The following is a 26,404-nucleotide window of genomic DNA, read 5'->3' as shown; positions in this document are numbered from 1 at the left end:
CTTTTAAAGATATCTTTTTCTCATTTCATCAATTTTACCACAAGTCATTCTTCCCTCTGGACACGGACTTTTCACGCAACTTGGTCCTGCATATTTAAAAATAGCTGGTGCTACATCCTTTACTAATTCAAGCATTTTATCTGCCATTAATCTTATTTCCCATTGAGCTCTTTGACAACATCTATGCCTAAAAAAGTTCATTAATGTCCTTGCATTCATTGTGAAAACAATCTTAGTTTCACATGCATTTGGAAATACATATCTAGCATCTTCAATAGCCTTCTTTTCACTATTTCTTTCATCTAACCCTTCTTGTATGTATTTTTCCTTTAACTTATCAGCTAAATAACTATAGGATTTATTTATATTATCCATCGCCTCATTATAATCCTTTAATAGATTCTCATCACTTGCTATAGCTGGTGGGACTACATACTCAAACCCTTCTAATTTAACATATCTTTGACTTTGTTGCGAATAAGAAGCTATTCTATGTCTCACTAATTGATGTGTTAAACTTCTTGATACACCTTCTACAGCAAATGTAAAAGATACATGCTCAATTGGCGATTCATGACCATACGACTGAAGCATATCAACAAATTTTTCCACCTTGTCTTGAGTAAGATTTTTTTCAATTTCTTCAATACCACCCCTACTGTAGCATAACTTAGCAGCTGATGCTATCAGTTTTTCTGCCTCTGGAGTATAAGCAATTAATTTCACATTCATTCCCATTATATTTCCCCCTCAAAAACATATTTCATTAACTCGCCAATTCTTTCATTTTTACCAACAAGATACAAATATCCGATAAGCGCTTCAAAACCCGTTGCTACTCTATACTCTGTTATATTAGCACTTTTAGGTGCAGAAATACTTTTACAATTTCTCCCTCTCTTGTAAACACCCATTTCATCATCATTTAACTTATCTTCAATCTTCTTCATAAGCTTACATTGGGAAGTAGCTTTTACGTAATCTATAACTTTCTTATGAGCGTCTTTTACTTTCATATTCATATTTCCCTTTATAATACGGCTTCTAACTATTATTTCAAAAACACTGTCGCCAATAAAAGCCAATGTTAAAGAATTCATTTGTTTTGCTTCTACTTCTTTAAAGTTATCTCCTAAAAATTCAAAGTTCATACAAAAATCCTTTCAATGTTTTTATATTAAAAATTAGTTTGTAATCTTATACGTATCTAAATATATTTGCCTATCTATAGTATAAAACATATTCATTCATTAAAAAACAACATTACTCAATATTCATTTAATTTTAATACCTTAAGAAGTTTTTTGCAACAAAAAAGGACACCAACTGTAAGTCAGTATCCTTTTTATAATCTTTTTATAATTTTTTTCTAAATTTTCTTCCATCTAATACCTTCAGGAGTGTCCTCTAGAACAATCCCTCTTTCTTTTAAATCATCTCTTATTTTATCAGCTAATGCCCAATTTTTTTCTTTTCTAGCCTTTTGTCTCTCTTGTATCAATTCTTCTATCTCATCTTCTAAAGAACCTTTTGTAGTATTTTGAAGTATTCCTAAAGGTTTTCCTAATTCTCTTAATAAATTAAGTGAACTTTGTATTAGAGCTTTAGATGAATTAACATTTATATTTATATTTATATCTTTTACTAAATCAAAGAGTACTGAAATAGCATCAGCAGTATTGAAATCATCATCCATCTTTTCAATGTACTTACTTTTATGTTCCTCAAGGATTTTTATAAACTTCTCATCTTCTTCATTTAATAATTCTCTTTCAACTTTATCAAATAAGTTTTCTAAATGGTTAACTGCATTATACAATCTATCTAGAGAAGACTTAGCACTCTCAAGTAATTCAACAGTAAAATTCAGTTGATTTCTATAGTGTGCTTGAAGCATAAAATATCTTATAACCTCAGCATCATATTTTTTCAAAGCCTCTCTTGCCGTTATAAAATTATTAAGAGATTTAGACATTTTCTTATTATCAACATTTAAATAAGCAGAATGCATCCAGTAATTAACGAACTTAGCTCCTGTTTTTGATTCACTTTGTGCAATTTCATTTTCATGATGCGGGAATGCTAAATCCATTCCGCCTCCATGAATGTCAATAGTATCTCCCAAGATATCTTGAGCCATACAAGAACACTCTATATGCCACCCTGGTCTTCCTAATCCCCATGGTGATTCCCATGCTGGTTCATCTGGTTTAGCAGCTTTCCAAATAGCAAAATCCATAGGATCTTTTTTTCTCTCGTCTACTTTTATTCTTGCGCCAGCTTGTAAATCTTCTAAATTTTGACCAGATAACTTTCCGTAATCCTCAAAACTCTTTGTACTAAAATATACATCCCCATCAACCTCATACGCAAAACCTTTATCAACTAAGTCTTTAACAAACTCAACTATTTTCTCCATGTATTCAGTTGCTCTAGGATTAACTGAAGCCCTATCAATTTTTAGAGCATCTGCATCCTTATAATACTCATTTATATATCTATCTCCAAGTTCTTTAACCGTTGTACCTTCTTCATTTGCTTTTCTTATCATCTTATCATCAATATCAGTAAAGTTCTGTACAAAATTAACTTCATATCCTCTATATTCTAAGTATTTTCTTATTGTATCAAATACTATAAAAGTCCTAGCATTACCTATGTGGAAAAAATTATATACTGTTGGTCCACATACATACATCTTTACTTTATTTGGTTCAATAGTAATAAACTTTTCTTTTTGCTTCGTTATGCTATTATAAATTCTCATTGTTTTCCCTCCTTTTCATATAGTAATTATACTTTATTTTATAAATAGATTTGCTTTTCTATATTCTTCTCTAACCTTATCATACACATCTTCTACAGAAATTAATTCTTTTTCTGCTTCATTTCTTAATTTAAATTCTACCATACCCTCAGTAATATTTTTTCCAACAGTTATTCTCATTGGGATTCCTATTATTTCTGAGTCTTTAAACTTAACACCTGCGCGCTCATTTCTATCATCTAGAAGTACTTCTACTCCCATTTCTTTTAACTTATTGTAAATTTCTTCAGAAGCTTTCATATGGTCTTCTTTTTTAATATTTACAGGAACAACTACAACTTCATATGGAGCTACTGCAAGCGGCCACTTTATTCCTTCTTCATCATGATGCTGTTCAATTATTGCAGCCATAGTTCTTCCAATTCCAATCCCATAACATCCCATTAAAATCGGCTTTTCTTTACCTTCTTTATCAATATAATTAGCTCCCATTGACTCAGAATATTTAGTTCCAAGCTTGAAAATATGTCCTACTTCTACCCCTCTAGCGATTTCAATTTCTTCTCCGCATTTTGGACATTGCTCACCATTCTCAATTTTTCTAAAGTCGCCTACTACACCTTCAAAATCTCTGCCATAATTAGCATTAGCAGTGTGATATCCTGTTTTATTAGCCCCAGTAATAAAATTGCTTAATTCTACGATTTCCAAGTCAACTAATAATACATCTGTCTTAATTCCTATAGGTCCAGCAAACCCAACTTCAGCTCCAGTAACTTCTTTAATTATGTGAGGAGGTGCTAACTCAAACTCAACCGGTCCACCTAGCGCATTTTTAATTTTAACCTCATTAGCCTCTCTATCACCTCTTATAACCACTGCCACACTTTTACCATCAGCATAATATATCAAAGTTTTACCGAATTTCTTGGCAGAAGTATTAAAGAATTTCTCTAGATCATCTATTGTCTTAACATCTGGAGTCTCAATTTCTTCTAACTCTTTCATTTCTTCTTTATCTAAAATCTCAGCAACAGTTGGTGCTTTCTCAACGTTAGCAGCATAACCACAACTCTTACAGAATACAACTTCATCTTCTCCAACTTCAGATTTAACCATGAACTCAGCTGACCCTGAACCACCCATAGCACCTGAATCAGCCTCAACTGGACTGCAATCTAATGAGCATCTTTCAAATATGTTCTTATATGCTTGGTACATATCCTCGTATGATTTATTTAATCCATCTTCATCAATATCAAATGAGTATGCATCTTTCATAATAAATTCTTTACATCTCATTAATCCAAATCTTGGTCTTCTTTCATCTCTGTACTTCGTTTGAATTTGGAATAAATTCAATGGTAATTGCTTATATGATTTAATTTCTGTTCTTACTAGGTCTGTAAATACTTCTTCATGCGTAGGTCCTAAACAGAATTCTCTCTCATTCCTATCATTTAGTCTGAACATTTCACTCCCCATAACATCCCATCTTCCTGATTCTTTCCATAGTTCAGATGGAAGAAGAGCTGAACATAAAATTTCCTGTCCTCCAAAGTTTGATATCTCTTCTCTAACAATATTTTCTATTTTTTTGATAGTTCTTAACCCAAATGGCATATAGTTATATATTCCAGATGAAAGTTTTCTTATCAAACCGGCTCTTAACATCAACTTATGGCTAGGTATTTCTGCTTCAGCAGGAACCTCTCTCAAAGTTGGTATAATCATTTTTGACATTTTCATAAAATAATACCTCCCATATTCCTTTTTTATAAATAAATAAAACTCGCCCTAGTATATTAGGGCGAGTGAAGTCGCGGTACCACCTAAATTGGTTCTTAATTTAAATAACGGATAATCCGATAGGGTTTACCTATGGTTCAAAAGCGGGTTCAAGATAGTTGAAAATCTCTCAGCAATAATTTTCTCTCTGTATGTTATCTTTACTATTCTTCATCATTACCTATATCATTATTTAATTTTCAGTAAGTTAATTATACAATATTTATTTATTTTGTAAATAGATTTTTATAAATTTCTTTGGCCATGATCATGTCTTTAGGAGTAGTTATTTTGATATTATTATAGCTTCCTTCATACAAATAAACTTTATTCCCAAAGTATTCAACAACAGAAGTATCATCTGTAACTTCTATGCCTTGACTATTTACTTTTTCATGACATTCCCTTATCAAGTCATACTTAAAACATTGTGGTGTCTGTACTGCTATCAAATCACTGCGTTTAGGCGTATATTTTGAAAGTCTTTCTCCATCTACTACCTTTATAGTATCCACAGGCATAACACCGCAGGCACAACAATTAAATTTTAAAGTATGCTCAATTCCCTCATCAATAATTCTATTATTAATAAAAGGCCTAGCACCATCATGAATTAAGACCACATCTACACCTTCCATAACCTTAAGGCCATTAAATACTGAGTCTTTTCTTTCTTTTCCTCCAGCTACAAGCATTTTTACTTTTTTAAAACCATACTTATCAATTATACAGTCTTTAATAATTAATTTTTCCTCTGGAGAACAAACCACAACTATAAAATCTATATTGCTATTTCTTTCAAACACATTTAGTGAATAATACAATATTGGTTTTTCTTGAATCTCTAAAAACTGCTTATTTATCCCTGCCTTCATTCTACTTCCTTTACCCGCGGCAAGAACAATTGCTCCAACCTTCATACTACTCACCTTTACCTTCAATAGTTTCTTTTTTTCTAGCAAATATCATTCTACCTGCAGCAGTTTGAAGTACAGATGTCACTACTACTTTCAATATATGCCCTATTTGTCTTTTACCACCGTCAACAACAATCATAGTTCCATCGTCTAAATAGGCTATACCTTGCCCTGCTTCCTTACCATCTTTAACAATCTGTATTTGCATTTCTTCCCCTGGTAAGACTACCGGCTTAACAGCATTAGCCAACTCATTTATATTCAACACTTTAACCCCTTGAAGTTTAGCCACCTTATTTAAATTGAAATCATTAGTTAGAACTACACCTTTTAATACCTGTGCTAATTTCAATAATTTACTGTCAACTTCAGCTATATCTGGAAAATCCTTCTCCGAAAGTTCTACAGGTACATCAAGCTCTTTTTGAATTTTATTTAGTATATCTAACCCTCTTCTACCTCTATTTCTTTTCAAGTCATCCGCCGAATCAGCAATATGCCTCAATTCCTCTAGAACGAAGTTTGGAATAATCAAGCTTCCTTCAATGAATCCAGTTTGACAAATATCTAATATCCTTCCATCAATAATCACTGATGTATCTAGTACTTTAGGCGCTCCAACAATTTTAGTTTTCTTCTCCTTTGTAAAAGATACACTACTTTTCTTTATTGATGCAAAAAAACTTACAACTTCATCTCGTTTTCTTCTAAGAATATCAGCTCCTAAAACAGCCATAACAATATTAGCAATAACCATAAATGTAGTCCAAAGTATATGTTCAAACTTAATTACACTAAAAAATAAGGTTGTTATTACTAACCCAATTATAGCTCCTGTAGTTCCAAAAAGAACATCCGATATTGGTATTTTTTGAAATGATTTTTCTATATATTCAATTAATTGTATGATTGCAGATGTTATTATAGGCGAAACTATTAAAAATATGATTCCTGTAATTAAACTTAAAAAAATCGTAAAAGCAAATTCATAAACAGTATTATTATTTGTAAGATTATTTATAAATGAAAAGCTCTCATCTTTAATGAGACCCATTCCAATCATATACCCTAATATTAATCCTGAAGCAACAATAATTGACCTTAGTATCTTTTTTAGCATTTGTTCACCTCCTTATTCTTTCTCATATTACTTATAAATTACTATATATCATAAGTGTTCTTTTTTCAATAATACCATTAATATTTTATAAATTATTCATTTCTTTAAGTATATTTTCATTTCTTAATTTCTCTAAGGCTTCATTATATTTTAGATTCATTACCATAGAAAGTTCACTTACTACTAATCCTTCTGCCCTCTCAAGAATCTTTTCCTCTCCTTGTGGTAACATTAAATTAAGCTTCAAAAAATATAAATCTCTAAGAGCACAACATATTGCATTTATATTTAATCCTTGTAGCTTTTCTCTATTTTTTCTATATCGTGCATTCCAATTTTTTTCGATATCTTCTGGTTCAGTATAGATTATTTCAATATTTTTTTTCATATCTTCTTTTGAACATATCTTCCTATACCTACATGTATTTAATTTTTTCTTGGGTAAAAAAATGCTCATCTTATCAAATACAAGGAAAATCTTAACGTATTCTTCTTTCTCCGAGATGTCATCAATTACTCCAACTTCTTTAACTATCCCAGCACCATAATTTGCCAAAAAAATTCTATCACCAATTTTTAACACAGATAACCCCCTATTAAAATTTTCTCTCATGTTTTATTATATTTACATAAGCATTATTTGGTACAATCTTTGTTGACAAATTATTTATTTAGTTACTATAATTTACTTAAGGACTTTTTTATTACAGTCTATAAGGGAGTTGTGTCTATGAAAGATATTATTTTTGACGAGTTTCAAAATTCAATTGATCAATGTTTATTGAGACACAGAAGCATAATTGATATTTCTTCAAAGCTTCTTGAATCACAAGCACGAGTCAACAGAGCTCTTGCTAAAGCAGTAACAGATTGTGGTTGTATATGCATCGATGCTTCATGCGAAAATAAACTTGAACTCACAGTTACTAATAATAATTGTGATGATGAGGATCTTAAAATACTAAACAAATGCCTAAAAACACATTTAAAAGGTAAGTTATGTGCTAATTGTAGAGAAGTTTTAAATACAGAATTAGGTAACAATCTTTTTTACATAGCCTCATTATGTAACCTTTTAGATTTGAACATGTACGATATTTTAATTAAAGAAAACGAAAATTTAAAAACTTTAGGAAAATATAATCTTAAGTAAATTATTGGTAATTTGCATTATGTCTATGAAAGTATATTTAAAACCCAAATAACTTTAGTATAATTTAAATCGTAATAATCTAAAGTTATTTGGATTTTTACTTTCTATCCATTGTACTATATCTGTCTATCTAGTATAAATTGTTCTCTAAGCCTTCTTAATCTATTATTTATAGTTTTTGCTCTTGCTTCACCTATTCCCTCAACACTTTCTAATTCTTCATGTGTTGCCTCAACAATACTCTTAAGCTCATAAAATCTCTCTACAAGATTATCAACAACACTTGAAGGAATTCTAGGTATTTTAGCTAACATTCTGTATCCCCTAGGTGATATAATTGTATCAACTAAAGGCACACCTCCATATCCTAGTATCTTTGCTACTCTATCTAAATCTATCAACTCATCGTAATCAATATTTTGTAATTTTTCATAAACTTTTTGATACTCTAATTCCCCTTGGCAATAATCTCTGATTAAGAAAACTTCTTCTTCTTCAATATCCTCAATAAGTTCATGAAGCTGCATTGAAATAAGACGCCCTTCATTACCTAATTCATAGATGTATCTTTCAATTTCTTCTACTATTCTCATTACCATTTCTGCTCTCTGTATTGCTGTCATAATATCAAATAATGTTACTAAATCTTGAAATTCTAATACATTAAGATTGTTTATAATCTTTTGCTGAACAGAAACATATTTCTCCAAAGTTTGAATAGCTTGATTAGCTTTAGCTAATATTTTACTGCTATCTTTAAGAACATATTTCATATCACCTTTATAAATACTTATAATATTTCTTCTCTGGGATATGGCAACAACTATACTATTTGTTTGTTTAGCTACTCTATCTGCAGTTCTATGTCTTGTTCCCGTTTCATATGTGGTAATATTTTGTTCAGGCATCAACTGTGCATTTGCCCATCTTATTTTTTCTAAGTCTGAACTTAGCACTAATGCCCCATCCATTTTTGCCAGCTCATATACATATGCTGGTGAATACTCAGCATTAATGTTAAATCCACCATCTATAAGCTTCAATTCTTCTTCTCCATCACCAATCAATATCAATCCACCAGTTTTTGCTCTCAAAATATTCTCTAAGCCCTCTCTTAATTCTGTGCCAGGAGCGATTATTTTTAGTATTTTTATGAGCTCTTCATCTTTTTTTATTCTCAATATTCTCACCCTACTTTAAAATACTTTAGTCAAACATTCCCTCAAATTTGAAATGCCTATTATATTTATATCATTAATTTTAATCTTATCCAAATTTTTCTTTGGAATTATTATGTTTTCAAATCCTAATTTTTTAGCTTCATTTACAATTTTCTCACAATGTGTCACTGGTCTTACCTCTCCAGTTAATCCAATTTCCCCTACTATTATAGCTTTTTCAAGCTTTACAGGTTTATTTTTATGGCTTGAAATCATAGAAATCGCCAAACCTAAATCTCCATATGTACCATCTAGGTTCAATCCGCCAACTACATTTACATATACATCTCTATCATAAAATGGTACCCTGAATTTCTTTTCTAAAACTGCCAAAACAAGATTAAGTCTAGATTTATCAACCCCGACAGCAGTTCTTCTTGGCATAGGAACATTACTTTGACTAACAAGAGATTGCATTTCTACAAGAACGGGCCTTGTTCCTTCAACTATTCCAACTACCACAGACCCCTCATGAGCATATTCTGAGTCTTGCAAAAATACCTTTGAAGGATTTTCAACTTCAATAAGTCCTTCACCACGCATTTCAAAAACTCCAATTTCACTTGTTGTTCCAAATCTATTCTTTATAGTTCTCAAAATTCGAAATTCTTGTGTTCTCTCTCCCTCAAAATGAAGCACTGTATCAACCATATGTTCCAGTACTCTAGGCCCTGCTAATTCACCTTGTTTAGTTACATGAGCCACAATAAAGAATGGTATTTGCTTTCCCTTAGCTAATCTCATCAAGTCATTAGAACATTCTCTAACTTGCGAAACACTTCCCGGTGCCGAAGATATATTGCTCTTGTACAATGTTTGAATTGAATCTATTATAACAAAACTTGGTTCAACATTAGTAATATGTACTTCAATTGTATCTATATTAGTCTCTGAAACAACATACAGATTCTCTTGATTAGCTTTTAATCTATCTCCCCTCATTTTAATTTGTTGCTCCGATTCTTCTCCTGAAACATAAAGAACCTTTCCATATTTATCTGCTATGTTACTAGCTGTTTGAAGCAGCAATGTGGATTTTCCTATTCCTGGATCACCTGAAATGAGAGTCAAGGAGCCTTTAACTAATCCGCCACCAAGTACTCTATTTAATTCATTTATATTTGTATCTAGGCGTTCTTTTTCACCTGATTTAATATTTGTTATTTTCTCTGGCTTACTGCTGCCTGTTGTAGTAACTGCTCTTGCATGTTTTATATCTTTAGTTTTAACTTCTTCAATAAAACTATTCCAATTACCGCAATCAGGACATTTCCCCATCCATTTAGGAGTTTCATATCCACATTCTTGACAAACGAAACTACTTTTAATTTTTGCCATACCAACTCTCCATTTCTGAATATCTAAATATCACGTTAAAAATATAAGGAATTGTATAATCTCTATATTTATTATACAATTCCTTAGGCCTCAATAAAACCTCCAATATACTATTTATATTGCTTTATTAAATTTAATGTAATACTACACTGCTTGAAAATGCAATTTATCATCCTTAATAGTAACTAAAACACTATCTCCCTTTTTAATATTATTTTTTAATATTTCCTCAGATAATCTATCTTCAATGGCTTTGGTTATAGCTCTTCTTAAAGGCCTCGCTCCATATTCCAAGTCTAGCCCTTCTCGTGCCAAGTATTCTTCTGCCTTTTCATCAAATTTAATTGTAATGTCTATTTCTTTTAACCTTTGTTTAACACTTGTTAGCATTATCTTCACAATACTTATAAGATCCTTCTCTTCAAGTGAATGGAATACAATTATGTCATCAAGTCTATTTAAAAATTCTGGTCTAAAGCTTCTCTTTAATTCATTCATCATATTTTCTTTCATTTTTTCGTACTCAGTATTTACTCCATTTGCTGCAGTTGCAAATCCCATTGTTTTTTGTTTCTTTATAGTTGTAGCCCCTACATTTGAAGTCATTATGATGATTGTATTTTTAAAATTTACTAATTTACCCTTTCCATCAGTTACTCTTCCATCCTCTAATATTTGCAATAATATGTTAAATACTTCTGGATGAGCTTTTTCAATTTCATCAAATAGTATAACTGAATAAGGTTTTCGTCTCACCTTTTCAGTCAACTGTCCGCCTTCTTCAAATCCAACATATCCTGGAGGAGATCCTATCATTCTTGATACTGAATGTTTCTCCATATATTCTGACATATCAATTCTAATCATATTACTTTCATCACCAAACATTGCTTCAGCTAAAGCCTTAGTTAACTCTGTTTTACCAACTCCTGTTGGACCTAAGAATATAAATGATCCTATTGGTCTCTTTGGATCTTTTAATCCTACTCTAGCTCTCCTTATTGCTTTTGATATAGCGTCAACTGCTTCTTTTTGTCCAATTACTCTTTCATGTAATATTTCTTCTAAATTTAAAAGCTTATCAGATTCAGATTGTGTTAATTTACTAACTGGTACATTAGTCCATTTTGAAACTACTTGTGCTACATCTTCTTCAGTTAGCTCTAAATCTTTTGATTCACTCTTAGTTACCCATTTATTCTGCATGTTATCAAGCTTTTCTTTAATCTCTTTTTCTTTATCTCTAAATTCAGCAGCCTTTTCAAAATTTTGAACAGAAATTGCATCAACTTTATCTTTTGTTACTTTTTCTAATTCTTCTTCTAAATCTTTAAGATCTGGTGGTGCAGTAAAATTCTTAAGTCTTATTTTTGATCCGGCTTCATCAATAAGATCAATAGCTTTATCTGGTAAAAATCTATCTGTTATATATCTATCTGATAAATTAACAGCGGCCTTTAGAGCATTATCTAATATTTTAACTCCATGATGAGCTTCATATTTGTCTCTTAACCCTTGTAATATTTGATACGCCTCATCTTTTGTAGGCTCACCAACATTTATTGGTTGAAATCTTCTTTCAAGAGCAGAATCTTTTTCAATGTATTTTCTGTACTCATCTAAAGTTGTTGCTCCAATGCATTGTATCTCTCCTCTTGAAAGTGCAGGTTTTAATATATTTGAAGCATCAATTGCGCCCTCTGCTCCACCAGCTCCTACAATAGTATGTATTTCGTCAATAAATACTATTATATTTTGTGAACTCATAATTTCTTCCATTATATTTTTAAGTCTATCTTCAAATTCTCCTCTATACTTTGCCCCAGCTAAAACAGATGAAAGATCTAAAGTTATCACTCTTTTATCTCTTAACAATTCTGGAATATTACCTTCTGAAATCCTTTGTGCCAATCCTTCTGCTATAGCAGTTTTGCCGACACCTGGCTCTCCAATAAGACAAGGATTATTCTTCATTCTTCTACATAATATTTCAAGTACTCTCTGCGTTTCATCTTCTCTACCTATTACAGGGTCCAATTTACCTTCTAGAGCCATCTCAGTTAAATCTTTTCCATGCTTATCTAATACAGGTGTTTTATTATCTCTTCTATTTCTTTTCCTAGCACTTTCACTTGTCTGTACATTAGGCTGTGCTTTCATACTTTCAACTAGTTTAGTAAATAGCCTGTTTATATCTGCACCTAATTTAATTAAAATTGTAAACGCTACCCCTTGCCCTTCTTTAACCAATGCAAGCAACATATGTTCTGGAGCAATGTATTCATTTTTCAATTCATTTGCTACTGTTACACTTGAATCAAGAAGCCTCTTGGTTCTTGGGGTTAATGGAATTTTATCCTGAACCTCTTCTTTTCCTTCTCCTTCAAGCTGAACTATCAATTTTTTTACGTCATCCTTTTTTATTCCTTCTTCATTTAAAAAAAGATTTGATCCTTTTTCTTCAATAGTTAATAATCCTAGCAATATATGTTCTGTACCAACATATCCATGTTTCAACTCTCTAGCATTTTCTTGAGCATATAAAATAACTTTTTGTGCTCTTTCAGTAAATCTATTAAACATAGTTCCCTCCTATTTGTTTAGTTTTTTTCTTATAATCTCTGCCCTTTTAACTTGATAGTCTTTAGAGTTAGATATTTCCTTCTCTTTTTTGAGAATTGAATAATCACTTATTCCTACTAATAAATTATTAATCTTTTTATAATTTATATCTTCTATTATTCCCATTTCTACGCCTAATCTAACATATGAAAGATGATTAATTGCTTCTTTATATGTTATCATTCTGCTATATTTTAATGTCCCCAAAGCTCTAAAAATTTTATCCCTAAATTCATATTTAATAGTTGAATCCATTTCATTTCTTTTACTCTTTTCAAGATATATTATCTGTTTTACCACATTAGATAAATTTTTAATTATTTCTTTTTCTTCAAGACCAATGGTAACTTGATTAGATAGTTGATACAGCTGTCCCATTGCATTTGATCCTTCTCCAAATAGTCCTCTTATTGTCATTCCAAGTTTTGAAACAGAACTCATAACCCTTGTAATTTCATTCTTAATTGTTAGAGCCGGTAAATGCAGCATCACAGAAGCCCTAATCCCAGTTCCACAATTTGATGGACACGCTGTAACGTAACCAATTTTTTCATTGAAAGCATAGTCTAATCCACTTTCTAATAAATCATCAATTTTTTCTGCCATATCATAACCTTTCTCCAAATTAAAGCCTGCAGTAATACATTGAATTCTAATATGGTCTTCTTCATTTATCATTATACTTACAGTTTCATCTTTATTTACAATAAATGCAGCTTTAGAGCTATTATTAAGTAATTTTTTACTAATAAGATGTTTTTCAAAATCTATTATATTTTCTTCCTCTGTTCTACTCCAAAGTTCCTTTGTTTTAAAATTTTCACAAAAATATTTATCTTTATAGAAAACCGCTTCCACTTGTTTAATAATTTCTTTTGCCTCATCATTATCTAATCGGTGAGGAAACTTAACATTGGAAAAATTTCGTGCTAATCTTATTCTACTACTAATAACAATTCCATTATTGATTGAAGTTGAGCTTATCCAGTTCTCCATTAGCGTCCTCCCCTATTCACCTTTTATTGCATTTATTTCATCTCTCAGCTCGGCAGCTCTTTCATAATTTTCATTTGCTATTGCCGATTGAAGTTCTTCCTTTAATTTAGTAATCTTTTGTTTAATCATTAAAGATTTACCATGTGTTTTTGGTATTTTACCTAAATGTTCACTATTTCCCTGTATCCGTTTAATTAGAGGAATAATTTCCTTTTGGAAAGTCTCATAACACACATCACAGCCCATTAATCCAGTATTTTTAAATTGTAAAAATGTTGTACCACAATTTTTGCAACGTACAGTCCTTTTTTGTTTATCATACATGAAGGTACTTGTGCCCATATAATTAAGTAACCCTGAAAACAAATCATCTATATCAAAAGAACTATACTCAATGTCTCCAATTACTTCTAGAGTATTTTTTTCTTTAGCACATTTATCACATAAATTCATCTCCATCTTTTTACCATTTATGATCTTAGAAATATGAATACTTGCTTCATTGATGTTACATTTATCACAAAGCATTACACCACTCCTTCACTATATAATATTAAAGGAGCTTGGTATGCCCAAGCTCCTACATCTCATACATTAAGCTCGGTTATGATATCTCCTCATATAATTAATCATTTCCAATCTTATGTAAAAATATTATTATTTTAGTCGATGAGAATATTATTTAATAATAATGATAACTTATTTTACCATAAATTACAATATTTTTATATCTCATCTGGTATAAATCCTTTGAATTGTGCATTATAAAGACGTGTATATATACCATTATTACTCATCAATTCTTCATGAGTACCCTTTTCTGCAATTCCTTCACTTGTTATTACAATTATATTGTCTGCATTTTTAATTGTTGATAATCTATGTGCAACAATTATTGCCGTTCTACCTTTTGATAATTCTTCAAGAGATTTTTGGATAATTGCTTCACTTTCATTATCTAAGGCTGATGTAGCTTCATCCAGTATCAATATTGGAGGATTTTTAAGGAATACCCTAGCTATAGATATTCTTTGTTTTTGCCCTCCAGATAATTTTACCCCTCTTTCACCTACATACGTATCGTAATCATCCTTAAGAGTCATTATAAATTCATGAATATTTGCCTTCTTAGCAGCTTCAATAATCTCTTCATCAGTTGCATCTGGCCTGCCATAAAGAATATTTTCCTTAATTGTTCCTGTAAATAGAAAAACATCTTGTTGCACAATTCCTATATTTTGTCTCAGTGATTTTAGTTTTACATCATGAATATTTACATTATCTACTGTTATTTCCCCCTCATTAATTTCATAAAATCTAGGTAACAACTGACATATAGTGGTTTTTCCACCTCCCGATGGTCCAACCAATGCAAGTGTTTCTCCATGTTTTATGTTCAATGACAAATCTGATAATATTGATTTATTATCATCATATTGAAATGATACATTTTTAAATTCAATATCTCCTACTACTTTTTCAAGATCAATAGCATTATCTTTATCTATAACCTCTGGTTCAATATCCATCAACTCTGCAAATCTTTCAAACCCAGCCATACCTGATTGATATTGTTCAATAAATCCTGTTAATCTTCTGATTGGCTGCATGAAAAGCCCTATGAATATAAAATATGTTGCTAAATCAGGAACTTGAATCTCCCCTCGTACAAGGAAAATACCTCCTGCAAAAATAACAACAACATTTAAAACATCAGTAATAAACCTAACCCCTGATGCAAATTCAGCCATATATTTATATGCATATGTCCTAGCATTCTTAAATTTTTCATTTCCTTCTTTAAACTTCTCAATCTCATACTCTTCATTTGTAAAAGATTTTGAAACTCTAATTCCTGAAATACTATTTTCTAACTGTGCATTTACATTAGCAATCTTCTTTCTTACCTCTTTAAAAGCCCTTGCCATTTTCACTCTTTTCTTTGATGCAAAATATAATAACACTGGAAGAAAAGCAAAAACTATTATAGTCAACTTCACGTTAATAGTACACAATAATATAAATGAGCCTATAAACATAACCAATGAGATGAATAAATCCTCTGGTCCATGATGAGCTAGTTCTGATACCTGCATTAAATCATTAACAATACGTGACATTATCTGACCAGTCTTATTATCATCAAAATACTTAACTGGTAGTGTTTGAAGATGTTTAAATATATCTTTTCTCATATCATATTGCATTCTAACTCCAACTACATGCCCCCAATAATGTACTATATAATTAAAAATATACTTTACAGCATATAGACCTATTAAGATAGCAGTAAAAATTCCAAGGGTTTTTATATATGTTATGTCTATACCTTCGTTTATATCTTTCATAACTCTTCTAGTAATCATAGGGAATACTAAATCTAATGCTGCTATCCCGAATGCACAAAATAAGTCAAGGATAAATAATCCCCTATGATTCTTATAATACTTAATAAATCTTTTAACCATATCTCTCCTCCGTATCATAATCTTTTATGTACAAATACAAGCTGATATGGTATTATCCAATATCAGCTTGTATAATTCTATCTATTTGCCATGAATGCTTCTATTTCATCTACTTCTTTAATTATATCTTTAGAAAGATTCACGCATCCATCTTTTGTTACTAATAAATCATCTTCAATTCTAATTCCAATACACTCTTCTTCAATATAAAGTCCAGGTTCATTTGTTATTACCATTCCCTCTTCAAGAGCTATACTTCTGCTTCCTACATCATGAGTATCTAATCCCATGTAGTGACCAAATGTATGGAAGAAGTACTTTCCGATTTCTTTTTCATCTTCTATTAATCCTAACTTTATACACTCTTCAGCTAAAACCTTCTTACAAATTTCATTTAATTCCATAAATGGCACACCAGGCTTAACAGCTTCTTCTACTGCCTTTTGAGCCTTTAAAACTGCATTATATACATCTTTTTGCCTATCTGTAAACTTACCATTTGCAGGGAATGTTCTACTTATATCTGCACTATAATATCCATACTGAGCTCCAAGATCAAATAAAACCAAGTCTCCATCTTTTATCTCGCTATTATTCTTGTCATAATGTAATATAGTTGCATTTTTACCTGCAGCAGCTATTGTTTTAAACGCTTTATCTCTTATTCCATTTCTAGTTAATGTAAAATCAAAATAAGCTTCAAGCTCATATTCTTTCATTCCTGGTTGAGCATTCTTCATCATAAGCTCTATACCCTCTTTAGTAACTCCAATAGCTTTTTGAATATTCTTTATTTCATCCTCTGTTTTGATTAATCTTAAAGATGATATCTGATTAAATACATTCTTTATTATTATATGTGGATATTTTTCTTTTATATCTTTTGCAAATATTTGCTGTTTGTTTAAAGGGGTATTTATACTTTGTCTTTCTAGATCAAAGTATATCTGTTCTATAGGCATTCTATTCATTGTACTGCCAATATATCCTTCAAATTCATCAATATTTTTTATAGTTCTAATTCCTGATTTTTCATAGGCTTCTTCTTCAGAGATTGTTGCTCCTACCCATTTTGCCATTATTGGATCAAATCTCTCAATAAATAAAGTTTCACTTATTTGCCCATTAACTTTAGCAATTGTTAAGATTATTTTTTCCTCATTAATTCCTGTTAAATAATAGAAATTTCTATTTGGAGTAAATGCATATTTCTCATCTGCTGTTTTAAATGGAGCTGATCCGGCAAACATAACTAATAGTGAGTTATCCTCAATAAGTTCAGAAAGTTTATTTCTGTTATTTATAAAAAAACTTTGTTCCATGTTTATTCCTCCTAATAGGTTATATCTTCATTTTTATATAATTATAACATATATGAATCTATTCACAAATAGAAAATTTTGAGTTACGAAATATATTTCTTATTTATTTTTGTTCGCAATACTGAAACATTTATGTGCTAAAATAAAACTTAAGTGAGGTGTTTATTATGTCTAATACAATATTGATAGTCGAAGATGAATTCAGAATGAGAAAATTAATAAAAGATTATTTTAAGAAAGAAAATTACATAATAATCGAAGCTGCTGATGGTCCCACAGCAATAAAAGAATTTAAAAATAATCCAAATATTGATATTGTTATACTTGATATTATGATTCCTGAAATGGATGGATACACAGTTTGTGAAGAAATTCGTGAAATCTCTAATGTTCCCATAATAATGTTAACAGCGAAGGGAGAAGAAGAAGATAAACTGCTTGGCTTTGAACTTGGCGCAGATGAATATGTAACTAAACCTTTTAGTCCTAAAGTTTTAGTAGCTAGAGTTAAGGCTCTACTAAAACGTTCCTCAATAAATATACTCACATCAAATAATCATATAATTTCTATTGGGAATTTAAAAGTTAACACTTTAGAAAAGTCAGCATGTATCGGTAATTCTACACTTCAATTATCACCAAAAGAGTATGATCTTTTAGAGTATATGAGCAATAATTCCTGTAGAGTTTTATCAAGAGATTCACTATTGAATAATGTATGGGGATATGACTATTTTGGAGATGCAAGAACAGTAGATACCCATATTAAACGCTTAAGAGAAAAACTTGCTTCTATGTCACACATAATTAAAACAGTAAGAGGAAAAGGATATATGCTTAAGATTGGAGATGAATAGATTATGTTAAAAAAAATTAGAAATAGTATTACTTTCAAAGTATTCCTTTTTACCATAATACCTATTTTTTTATTAATTCTTTTATTAATAATATCTCAGTATCTATTTTTTAATGATTTTTATATAAGTGAAAAAAGAAAAAACCTCAAATCAAATACACTAAATTTAAAGTACACAATTGATAATTATAATATGACTGCAAACTCATTTAAGTCATATATTTATGAATTTGAAGAAAAGAATAACGCCAAAGTTGCTATTTTAAATAGTAATGGAACAATAAAGTTTTCTGTTACTCCTTATGAAAATAATATATTAAAAGAGTATGATGCTATTAACAAAGCAATTAAACATTGGTTAAATTCGGATAACTATTATAAAGTTCTTCTTTCAAAAGAAACCTTGACATACCAGTTTATGGATCCAGTCTCGAAGAACTATTATTCAGTCATTGTTTCTCCACTAGAAACATATAACCCATCAATACTCTTTGTTGTTTCAACTTTACAACCTGTTGATGAAGCAAATAATATCCTTTCCCAATATTATCTGTACTTTATTATTGCTGCATTGATAATTTTAGTTATTGTATCAATAATATTATCACGTATGTTAACAAAGCCACTTATTGTTCTTAATGAAACTGCAAAAAAAATGTCTAACTTAGATTTTAAGGTTAAATGTAATATTTCTACAAATGATGAACTAGGTAGCCTAGGTAATTCTCTGAATTTCATGTCAAAGAAACTTGATAATACCTTAACTGATTTGCATAAAGCCAATGAAAAACTAATAGATGATATTGAAAAGGAACGTAAACTGGAAAAAATGAGGAGAGAATTCATTGGAGATATTTCACATGAATTAAAAACTCCTATAAGTCTTGTACAAGGATATGCTGAAGCATTAAAAGATGGTATTGTTGATAAAGATGACATTAGTTTCTATACAGATGTTATTATCGAAGAAACAAACAATCTAAATTCACTTGTGGTGGATATGCTTAATCTTGCAAAACTAGAAAATGATCCTTATAGTATTAATAAAGAAAAAGTTAACATATCAGAATTTCTAAAAGTCATAACTAAAAAATATTCATTGATGATGCAAAACCATGATTTTATTACAAGTATTGATTTAGATATATCTCCATATTCAATATTTGATCCAAAAAGAATTGAAGAAGTTCTTAATAACTTTATTACTAATGCTAAAAGACACACTAAATTAGGTGATAAGATAAAAGTATCCTTATCCCCTCTTAATGACTCTAATTTTATTATATCTGTAGAAAATCAGGGTATTCAATTAAATAAAAATGATTTGAATAACATATGGGATAAATTTTATAGAGTTGATAAATCCAGAAACAAATCATCTGGTGGTAGCGGTCTTGGTCTCGCTATAACAAAAAGAATACTAGATTTACACAAAAGTAGCTATGGTGTAGAAAATACCTCTAATGGTGTGAAATTTTATTTTACATTACCAAGATATATAGAGAATAAAGAATTAAAAGAATAAAGAAAAGAGAACAAAGAAAAAATTCTTTGTTCTTTATTATTTCTTCTTTTATGAATAAATTGACGAAGTAGTTTATTCATAATTAATAGTGGGGATTTTTTATATATTCTGCTTTATGGTGTGAAGCATCAGCATGAACTTCTATGGTCATATTAGTTCCATCATGATCAATTATTGTTAAACTAGTCTGTTTTATAAAAGGTTCATCCCAAATATTATCTAAATCCTTTTCTTCAAGTTTTAGTAACATACCCTTTAACGCCACAGTATGAGTTACAACTAAAATATTATCATTTTTATGCTCTTTTATAACATTTTTTAAGAATTTTTCAGTTCTATTTATAACATCTTCAAATGACTCACCTGAATTATTTATATATTTACTAGGAGTTGTCCAATAAATATCAACCATTTCTCCATATTTTTCTCTTAACTCCTGCTGATTCAAACCTTGCCAATCTCCAAGTCCAATTTCCCTTAAATCATCATTCTTATTTATTTCTAATCCCCACTCCTTATTAAGTATCTTAGCAGTTTCATATGCTCTCCCTGAAGGACTTGAGTATATATAATCTATCTTTTCTTCTTTTAATCTCTCGTACAACCACTCAGCTTGTCTAACTCCAGTCTCTGTCAAAGGTGAATCATTCCATCCTTGAAGTCTCCCTTCAGTATTCCATGTAGTTTCCCCATGTCTAGTTAAATATACTTTACCCATCCCAATTCCTCCTTTGTATACTATTCTTCAAAATCTATACTTAATTTTAGCATACTCTTAGTCTTAATGCATCTTGTCCAAATAATATGTACTAAATATAATTTATAATAAATTAATACCTAAAATGAATATGCTCAATTTAGGTATTTAGTACATTATTACTATTCTAATAATTTTTCCTCTTTTATGTCATTCTTTCTTTTTAATTGATATTCTAAATCTACAGTTGGTGTTATCCATGCTTCAAAATCTGGTGGCGAATCAATATAATTATCCATATCTTCTCCTACATTTCTTATTACCATACCATCAGAACCATATGATTGTGATAATAATTTTAGATCATAATAATCTGGATTTTTTTTCTGTCTATTCTTTTTTTGCTTTGATTGAGTATCTACCATCTTTTTCTTCTCCTTCGTTTATAATATTAAACTTTTCATTCTTAAGTATATTGCATATTATATCTACTTCTTTTTTGGGGTTATTTTCAATATTCACCGTGATGTTGTCATGATAATCTAGAATGCACACATAATCCTGTATCACAGAATAATCCGCTAGAGATATTTTATCATTTATATACAACTCATAATTAGGCATCTTAGTCGTCCTTTCACGTGCTATAATCTTCTTATAAATATTTTATGTTAATTATAAACAAACTATTCTAAAAAGACGCATACCAAAAATCGGTAGTATCATAAATGATACTACCGATTAATTGATTATTTATTATCTTCATTATTTGCTTCAGCTATTATTTTATCAACTTCTTCTCTAGGAACCTCTTCATATCTTTCAAATTCCATTTCAAAATTACCTCTAGCACCAGTCATAGACCTTAACTCTGTAGCATATTCAAACATTTCTGAACGAGGAACCTCACCAATAATTTTCTGTACTCCATCAAGTGGTTCCATACCTAAAATTCTTCCTCTTTTTCTGTTTAAATCAGAGATAATATCACCTGTATAATCATCTGGAGCACTAATTTCAACATGCATTATTGGTTCTAATATAATTGGTTGTGCGTCCTTAATTCCTTTCTTGTATGCTAAAGATGCCGCCATCTTAAACGCCATTTCTGAAGAATCAACAGGATGATAAGAACCATCATGAAGAGTTGCTTTTAATCTAATCATAGGGTATCCAGCAAGAACCCCTTTCTTAATGCAATCCTTTAATCCTTTTTCAACTGCAGGTATATATCCTTTTGGAACAACTCCTCCAACAATTTTATCTACAAATAACAATTCGTCTTCTCCATCAGTTCTAGGCTCAAATAGAATTTTTACATCTCCATATTGACCATGGCCACCAGATTGCTTTTTATGTTTTCCTTGAACGTCTGCGCTCTTTTTAATTGTTTCTCTATATGCAATTTTAGGAGTTCTTAATTCAACTTCTACTCCAAATTTATTTTTCAATTTACTTGCAATAACATCTATATGAGTAACACCTAATCCATGTATTATTGTTTCTGAATTTTCAGAATCTCTTTCTACAATTAGCGTTGGATCTTCTTCCATTAACTTATGAAGTCCACCTGCTATTTTATCTTCATCTCCCTTTCCTTTAGGAAGTGCAGCTTTATCATATACTGGTTTAGGGAAGTCCATCTCCCTATATTGAATAAAAGAACCTTTTTCACATAAAGTATCCCCAGTATTAGTATATTGTAGTTTTGCAACAGCTCCAATATCACCAGAGTATACTCTCTTAGTATTAAATTGTTCTTTTCCTTTTATGAAATATAATGTTCCTAGTTTTTCTTCCTTATCTTTATTAGGATTATACACTACTGTATCAGCTGTAGCTTCTCCAGTAATAACTCTGAACATTGACAATTTACCTACAAATGGGTCAGCTATTGTTTTAAATACAACTGCTGAGAACGGTTGATCATGATCAATTTTCACCTCAAGGTATTCACCAGTTTCAGTATTCTTCGCTTTATAAAGATTTGTATCTTTTGGTGTTGGGAAACACTCTTCTATATCTTCTAATAATGTATGAACTCCTATGCATTTTGCTGCTGAACCACACATTACTGGTACTATTTCACCTTTTGATGCTCCACTAATTAACCCATGATAAATTTCTTCATCACTAAGTTCTCCTTCATCAAAATACTTATCTAATAATTCCTCATCAGTCTCTGCAACAGCTTCCATAATCATACGTTTACACTCATCAGCTTTTTCTAAAAGCTCTTCTGGAACATCTGCAATCTCCATTTCATGTGTTTTAGGATTGTATATTCTAGCTTTTCTTGATATAACATTAATAATTCCTCTAAAATCACCTTCACTACCAATAGGATATTGTATAGGAACTACCGAAATACCAAACTTTGATTTTAACTGAAGTAAAACCTTTTCAAAGTTACTATTTTCTCTATCTAATTTGTTTATAAAAAATGCTCTTGGTAATCCATGATTAATAGAGTACTTCCATGCTTTCTCTGTTCCTACTTCAATTCCAGATTTACCACAAACAGTAATCATTGCTAAATCGACAGCCTTTAATCCTTGAACCATCTCTCCTACGAAATCAAAATATCCTGGAATATCTACAAGATTTATTTTAATATCATCCCACTCACACAATGCTACTGAAGTTGAGATAGAATTGTGTCTTCTTTTTTCTTCAGGATCATAGTCACTTAATGTGGTTCCCTCTTCTACGCTTCCCATTCTGTCTATTGCCTTAGTATAATATAAAAGAGCTTCTGTCAATGTAGTCTTTCCACTACCTCCATGACCAATTATTCCAACGTTTCTCAAGTTACTAGTTTTATATACTTTCATACGCGAATACCCCCTGTATACTTAGCCTTAAATAACTTATTCTAGATTACATTAAAAAACCCTTTAAATTTTCAGAATTTTTTAAATAATTAAAGAATTTAATGCTATAACATAGATTTAATGACAATATTAATATTATTATCTATAATATTAGGTTTATTCATAAATTTAGAAAATATATATATTTTTTTTATTACTTAATTAACTTTTCCACAACGAATAAGACTTATCCACAATAAATTTCAGTTTTTCAACATTTTATTGAATAACTTTTTTATAAACCCTATATAAATCTTAATTTGAATTATTAAAGCTAATTAATAATTTCTGTTATTTGAAGTTAATATTTAATTATTTATATCTTGTGAGATCATATATGTATGAAATGATAAGTATCAGAAATGAAATAAAAAAACAGCCTTATAAAAGACTGTTTTGGTGGAGGTAAGGGGATTCGAACCCCTGACCCCCTGCGTGCAAGGCAGGTGCTCTCCCAACTGAGCTATACCCCCAGGTATTTATTTAAAAGAGTTACAGCCTTAAAATAATAAGGCTGTAATGGTGGACCATCAGGGACTCGAACCCCGGACCTACCGGTTATGAGCCGGTTGCTCTAACCAGCTGAGCTAATGGTCCAAATTACCTGGCAACGTCTTACTCTCCCACACCGTCTCCAGTGCAGTACCATCAGCGCTGTGAAGCTTAACAATCCTGTTCGGAATGGGAAGGTGTGTAACCTTCACGCCATTATTACCAGATATCTATTTAGTTGAAGGATGTTCCTTCAAAATTGCACAAAGTAAGTTAAGATTAAGTCTTCGATCTATTAGTACTGGTCAGCTACATGTGTTACCACACTTACACCTCCAGCCTATCAACCTTGTGTTCTTCAAGGGATCTTATTGCACTAGGCAGGGAAATCTAATCTTGAGGTGGGCTTCACGCTTAGATGCCTTCAGCGTTTATCCCTTCCCGACATAGCTACCCAGCGGTGCCGCTGACGCGACAACTGGTACACCAGAGGTCAGTCCATCCCGGTCCTCTCGTACTAAGGACAGCTCCTCTCAAATTTCCTACGCCCGCGGCGGATAGGGACCGAACTGTCTCACGACGTTCTGAACCCAGCTCGCGTGCCGCTTTAATGGGCGAACAGCCCAACCCTTGGGACCAGCTACAGCCCCAGGATGCGACGAGCCGACATCGAGGTGCCAAACCTCCCCGTCGATGTGGACTCTTGGGGGAGATAAGCCTGTTATCCCCGAGGTAGCTTTTATCCGTTGAGCGATGGCCCTCCCACGAGGTACCACCGGATCACTAAGTCCGACTTTCGTCCCTGCTCCACTTGTAGGTGTCGCAGTCAGGCTCCCTTCTGCCTTTGCACTCTTCGCGCGATTTCCGACCGCGCTGAGGGAACCTTTGAGCGCCTCCGTTACTTTTTAGGAGGCGACCGCCCCAGTCAAACTGCCCACCTAGCAATGTCCGATGACCAGATTCATGGCCACTCGTTAGAATTCCAGTACTGCCAGGGTGGTATCCCAAGGACGACTCCACTGAAGCTAACGCCCCAGTTTCCTAGTCTCCCACCTATCCTGTACAGACAATACCGAAATTCAATGCTAAGCTACAGTAAAGCTCTACGGGGTCTTTCCGTCCAACCGCGGGTAACCAGCATCTTCACTGGTACTACAATTTCACCGGATTTACTGTTGAGACAGTGCCCAAATCATTACGCCATTCGTGCGGGTCGGAACTTACCCGACAAGGAATTTCGCTACCTTAGGACCGTTATAGTTACGGCCGCCGTTTACTGGGGCTTAAGTTCACACCTTCGCTTACGCTAAGTGATCCCCTTAACCTTCCAGCACCGGGCAGGCGTCAGCCCCTATACATCATCTTACGATTTAGCAGAGACCTGTGTTTTTGGTAAACAGTTGTTTGGGCCTATTCACTGCGGCCTACTCTCGTAGGCACCCCTTCTCCCGAAGTTACGGGGTCAATTTGCCGAGTTCCTTAACAGTAATTCTTCCGCCGGCCTTAGGATTCTCTCCTCACCTACCTGTGTCGGTTTGCGGTACGGGCACCAAACTCCTCCTTAGAGGCTTTTCTTGGCAGCGTGGAATCAGATGCTTCGCCGTAAACGGCTCCCCATCACGCCTCAGCCTTAAGATCAGACGGATTTGCCTATCTGATCAGCCTAAACGCTTAGACGCACTCTTTCAGTCGTGCGCTCATCCTATCCTCCTGCGTCACCCCGTCGTCAAACGGAGTTTGGTGGTACAGGAATATCAACCTGTTGTCCATCGCCTACGCCTTTCGGCCTCGGCTTAGGTCCCGACTAACCCTGGGAGGACGAGCCTTCCCCAGGAAACCTTAGGTATTCGGCCTGTAGGATTCTCACCTACATCTCGCTACTTATGCCAACATTCTCACTCCTGTACGGTCCACCGCTCCTTACGGTACGACTTCAGCCCATACAGGAAGCTCCTCTACCACTCTTTCGAGTCCATAGCTTCGGTGGTAAGTTTTAGCCCCGGACATTTTCGGCGCAGGATCTCTTGACTAGTGAGCTATTACGCACTCTTTAAATGAATGGCTGCTTCTAAGCCAACATCCTAGTTGTCTTGGAAATCCCACATCCTTTACCACTTAACTTACACTTTGGGACCTTAGCTGATGGTCTGGGCTCTTTCCCTTTCGAAAATGTATCTTATCATTCATAATCTGACTGCCTGGATAAAAGTATATGGCATTCGGAGTTTGATAGAGTTCAGTAAGCTTTGA

The 26,404-nt window shown here is 32.1% G+C and carries 21 protein-coding genes, 2 tRNA genes and 2 rRNA genes (1 of these 25 cut by a window edge); 3 read left to right on the top strand and 22 right to left on the bottom strand.

From position 1 onward, the window contains the following. Nucleotides 1–3: 3 nt before the first annotated feature. From thyX to OW730_RS04190, 7 genes are all read right to left on the bottom strand, one after another. A complete protein-coding gene (thyX, locus tag OW730_RS04220; protein ID WP_271229513.1) occupies nt 4–732 on the bottom strand; it encodes an FAD-dependent thymidylate synthase in 729 nt (242 codons plus the stop codon). Nucleotides 733–737: 5 nt separating this feature from the next. Continuing rightward, nucleotides 738–1,151, bottom strand: coding sequence for a Mini-ribonuclease 3 (locus OW730_RS04215; RefSeq protein WP_271227822.1), 414 nt, complete (start codon nt 1,149–1,151; stop codon nt 738–740). 218 nt (nt 1,152–1,369) lie between these two features. Continuing rightward, on the bottom strand, nt 1,370–2,767 hold the full coding sequence (gene cysS, locus OW730_RS04210) for a cysteine--tRNA ligase (RefSeq protein ID WP_271227821.1): 1,398 nt from the start codon (nt 2,765–2,767) through the stop codon (nt 1,370–1,372). A 33-nt stretch (nt 2,768–2,800) separates the two neighbouring features. Continuing rightward, nucleotides 2,801–4,516, bottom strand: coding sequence for a proline--tRNA ligase (locus OW730_RS04205; RefSeq protein ID WP_271227820.1), 1,716 nt, complete (start codon nt 4,514–4,516; stop codon nt 2,801–2,803). Nucleotides 4,517–4,782: 266 nt separating this feature from the next. Then, nucleotides 4,783–5,475 carry a 2-C-methyl-D-erythritol 4-phosphate cytidylyltransferase gene (gene ispD / locus OW730_RS04200; protein ID WP_271227819.1) on the bottom strand — a complete coding sequence of 231 codons (693 nt, stop codon included), beginning with the start codon at nt 5,473–5,475 and terminating at the stop codon, nt 4,783–4,785. A 1-nt stretch (nt 5,476) separates the two neighbouring features. After that, a complete protein-coding gene (locus tag OW730_RS04195; RefSeq protein WP_271227818.1) occupies nt 5,477–6,592 on the bottom strand; it encodes a PIN/TRAM domain-containing protein in 1,116 nt (371 codons plus the stop codon). A gap of 85 nt (nt 6,593–6,677) precedes the next feature. After that, entirely contained in the window at nt 6,678–7,175 is a 498-nt protein-coding gene (locus OW730_RS04190) for a CarD family transcriptional regulator (RefSeq protein ID WP_271227817.1), read from the bottom strand. 147 nt (nt 7,176–7,322) lie between these two features. Here OW730_RS04190 and OW730_RS04185 point away from each other — a divergent pair, with 147 nt between their 5' ends. Beyond that, nucleotides 7,323–7,745: a DUF1573 domain-containing protein gene (locus tag OW730_RS04185; protein WP_271227816.1), complete on the top strand. Its 423-nt coding sequence runs from the start codon at nt 7,323–7,325 to the stop codon at nt 7,743–7,745. A gap of 116 nt (nt 7,746–7,861) precedes the next feature. On the opposite strand, the gene disA is transcribed toward OW730_RS04185, so the two are convergent. From disA to OW730_RS04150, 7 genes are all read right to left on the bottom strand, one after another. Continuing rightward, nucleotides 7,862–8,926: a DNA integrity scanning diadenylate cyclase DisA gene (gene disA, locus OW730_RS04180; protein ID WP_271227815.1), complete on the bottom strand. Its 1,065-nt coding sequence runs from the start codon at nt 8,924–8,926 to the stop codon at nt 7,862–7,864. 15 nt (nt 8,927–8,941) lie between these two features. Further along, nucleotides 8,942–10,303 carry a DNA repair protein RadA gene (radA, locus tag OW730_RS04175; protein ID WP_271227814.1) on the bottom strand — a complete coding sequence of 454 codons (1,362 nt, stop codon included), beginning with the start codon at nt 10,301–10,303 and terminating at the stop codon, nt 8,942–8,944. Nucleotides 10,304–10,447: 144 nt separating this feature from the next. Continuing rightward, nucleotides 10,448–12,886 (bottom strand): ATP-dependent Clp protease ATP-binding subunit, encoded by a 2,439-nt coding sequence (locus tag OW730_RS04170; RefSeq protein WP_271227813.1) that lies wholly within the window; start codon nt 12,884–12,886, stop codon nt 10,448–10,450. 9 nt (nt 12,887–12,895) lie between these two features. Beyond that, complete coding sequence (locus OW730_RS04165) at nt 12,896–13,921, bottom strand: protein arginine kinase (protein WP_271227812.1); 1,026 nt, start codon at nt 13,919–13,921, stop codon at nt 12,896–12,898. A 12-nt stretch (nt 13,922–13,933) separates the two neighbouring features. Continuing rightward, on the bottom strand, nt 13,934–14,449 hold the full coding sequence (locus OW730_RS04160) for a UvrB/UvrC motif-containing protein (RefSeq protein WP_271227811.1): 516 nt from the start codon (nt 14,447–14,449) through the stop codon (nt 13,934–13,936). 197 nt (nt 14,450–14,646) lie between these two features. Beyond that, a complete protein-coding gene (locus OW730_RS04155; RefSeq protein ID WP_271227810.1) occupies nt 14,647–16,389 on the bottom strand; it encodes an ABC transporter ATP-binding protein in 1,743 nt (580 codons plus the stop codon). A 77-nt stretch (nt 16,390–16,466) separates the two neighbouring features. Beyond that, nucleotides 16,467–17,711 carry an aminopeptidase P family protein gene (locus tag OW730_RS04150; protein WP_271227809.1) on the bottom strand — a complete coding sequence of 415 codons (1,245 nt, stop codon included), beginning with the start codon at nt 17,709–17,711 and terminating at the stop codon, nt 16,467–16,469. A gap of 167 nt (nt 17,712–17,878) precedes the next feature. Between OW730_RS04150 and OW730_RS04145 the strand changes: the two genes are divergently transcribed. Further along, nucleotides 17,879–18,568 (top strand): response regulator transcription factor, encoded by a 690-nt coding sequence (locus OW730_RS04145; RefSeq protein WP_271227808.1) that lies wholly within the window; start codon nt 17,879–17,881, stop codon nt 18,566–18,568. 3 nt (nt 18,569–18,571) lie between these two features. Beyond that, a complete protein-coding gene (locus tag OW730_RS04140) occupies nt 18,572–20,092 on the top strand; it encodes a HAMP domain-containing sensor histidine kinase (RefSeq protein ID WP_271227807.1) in 1,521 nt (506 codons plus the stop codon). A gap of 82 nt (nt 20,093–20,174) precedes the next feature. Here the strand turns inward: OW730_RS04140 and OW730_RS04135 are convergent, their stop codons facing one another. The 8 genes from OW730_RS04135 to OW730_RS04100 all read right to left on the bottom strand — a co-directional run. Beyond that, nucleotides 20,175–20,810: a histidine phosphatase family protein gene (locus tag OW730_RS04135; protein ID WP_271227806.1), complete on the bottom strand. Its 636-nt coding sequence runs from the start codon at nt 20,808–20,810 to the stop codon at nt 20,175–20,177. A gap of 161 nt (nt 20,811–20,971) precedes the next feature. After that, nucleotides 20,972–21,214: a hypothetical protein gene (locus OW730_RS04130; protein WP_271227805.1), complete on the bottom strand. Its 243-nt coding sequence runs from the start codon at nt 21,212–21,214 to the stop codon at nt 20,972–20,974. Beyond that, nucleotides 21,180–21,413 (bottom strand): hypothetical protein, encoded by a 234-nt coding sequence (locus OW730_RS04125; RefSeq protein WP_271227804.1) that lies wholly within the window; start codon nt 21,411–21,413, stop codon nt 21,180–21,182. Before OW730_RS04125 ends, OW730_RS04130 begins: the two co-directional genes overlap by 35 nt. Before the next feature lie 125 nt (nt 21,414–21,538). Next, a complete protein-coding gene (fusA, locus tag OW730_RS04120) occupies nt 21,539–23,623 on the bottom strand; it encodes an elongation factor G (protein WP_271227803.1) in 2,085 nt (694 codons plus the stop codon). Between the two features lie 436 nt (nt 23,624–24,059). Continuing rightward, a tRNA-Ala gene (locus tag OW730_RS04115) sits at nt 24,060–24,135 on the bottom strand. Between the two features lie 47 nt (nt 24,136–24,182). After that, a tRNA-Ile gene (locus tag OW730_RS04110) sits at nt 24,183–24,259 on the bottom strand. A 5-nt stretch (nt 24,260–24,264) separates the two neighbouring features. After that, nucleotides 24,265–24,381: ribosomal RNA gene (gene rrf / locus OW730_RS04105) — 5S ribosomal RNA — on the bottom strand. A gap of 48 nt (nt 24,382–24,429) precedes the next feature. Continuing rightward, a 23S ribosomal RNA gene (locus OW730_RS04100) occupies nt 24,430–26,404 on the bottom strand (it continues 925 nt past the right edge of the window).

This window comes from Oceanirhabdus sp. W0125-5, assembly GCF_027938815.1.
Taxonomy (GTDB): domain Bacteria; phylum Bacillota; class Clostridia; order Clostridiales; family Clostridiaceae; genus Oceanirhabdus.
This window is presented reverse-complemented; position numbering and strand designations above follow the sequence as displayed.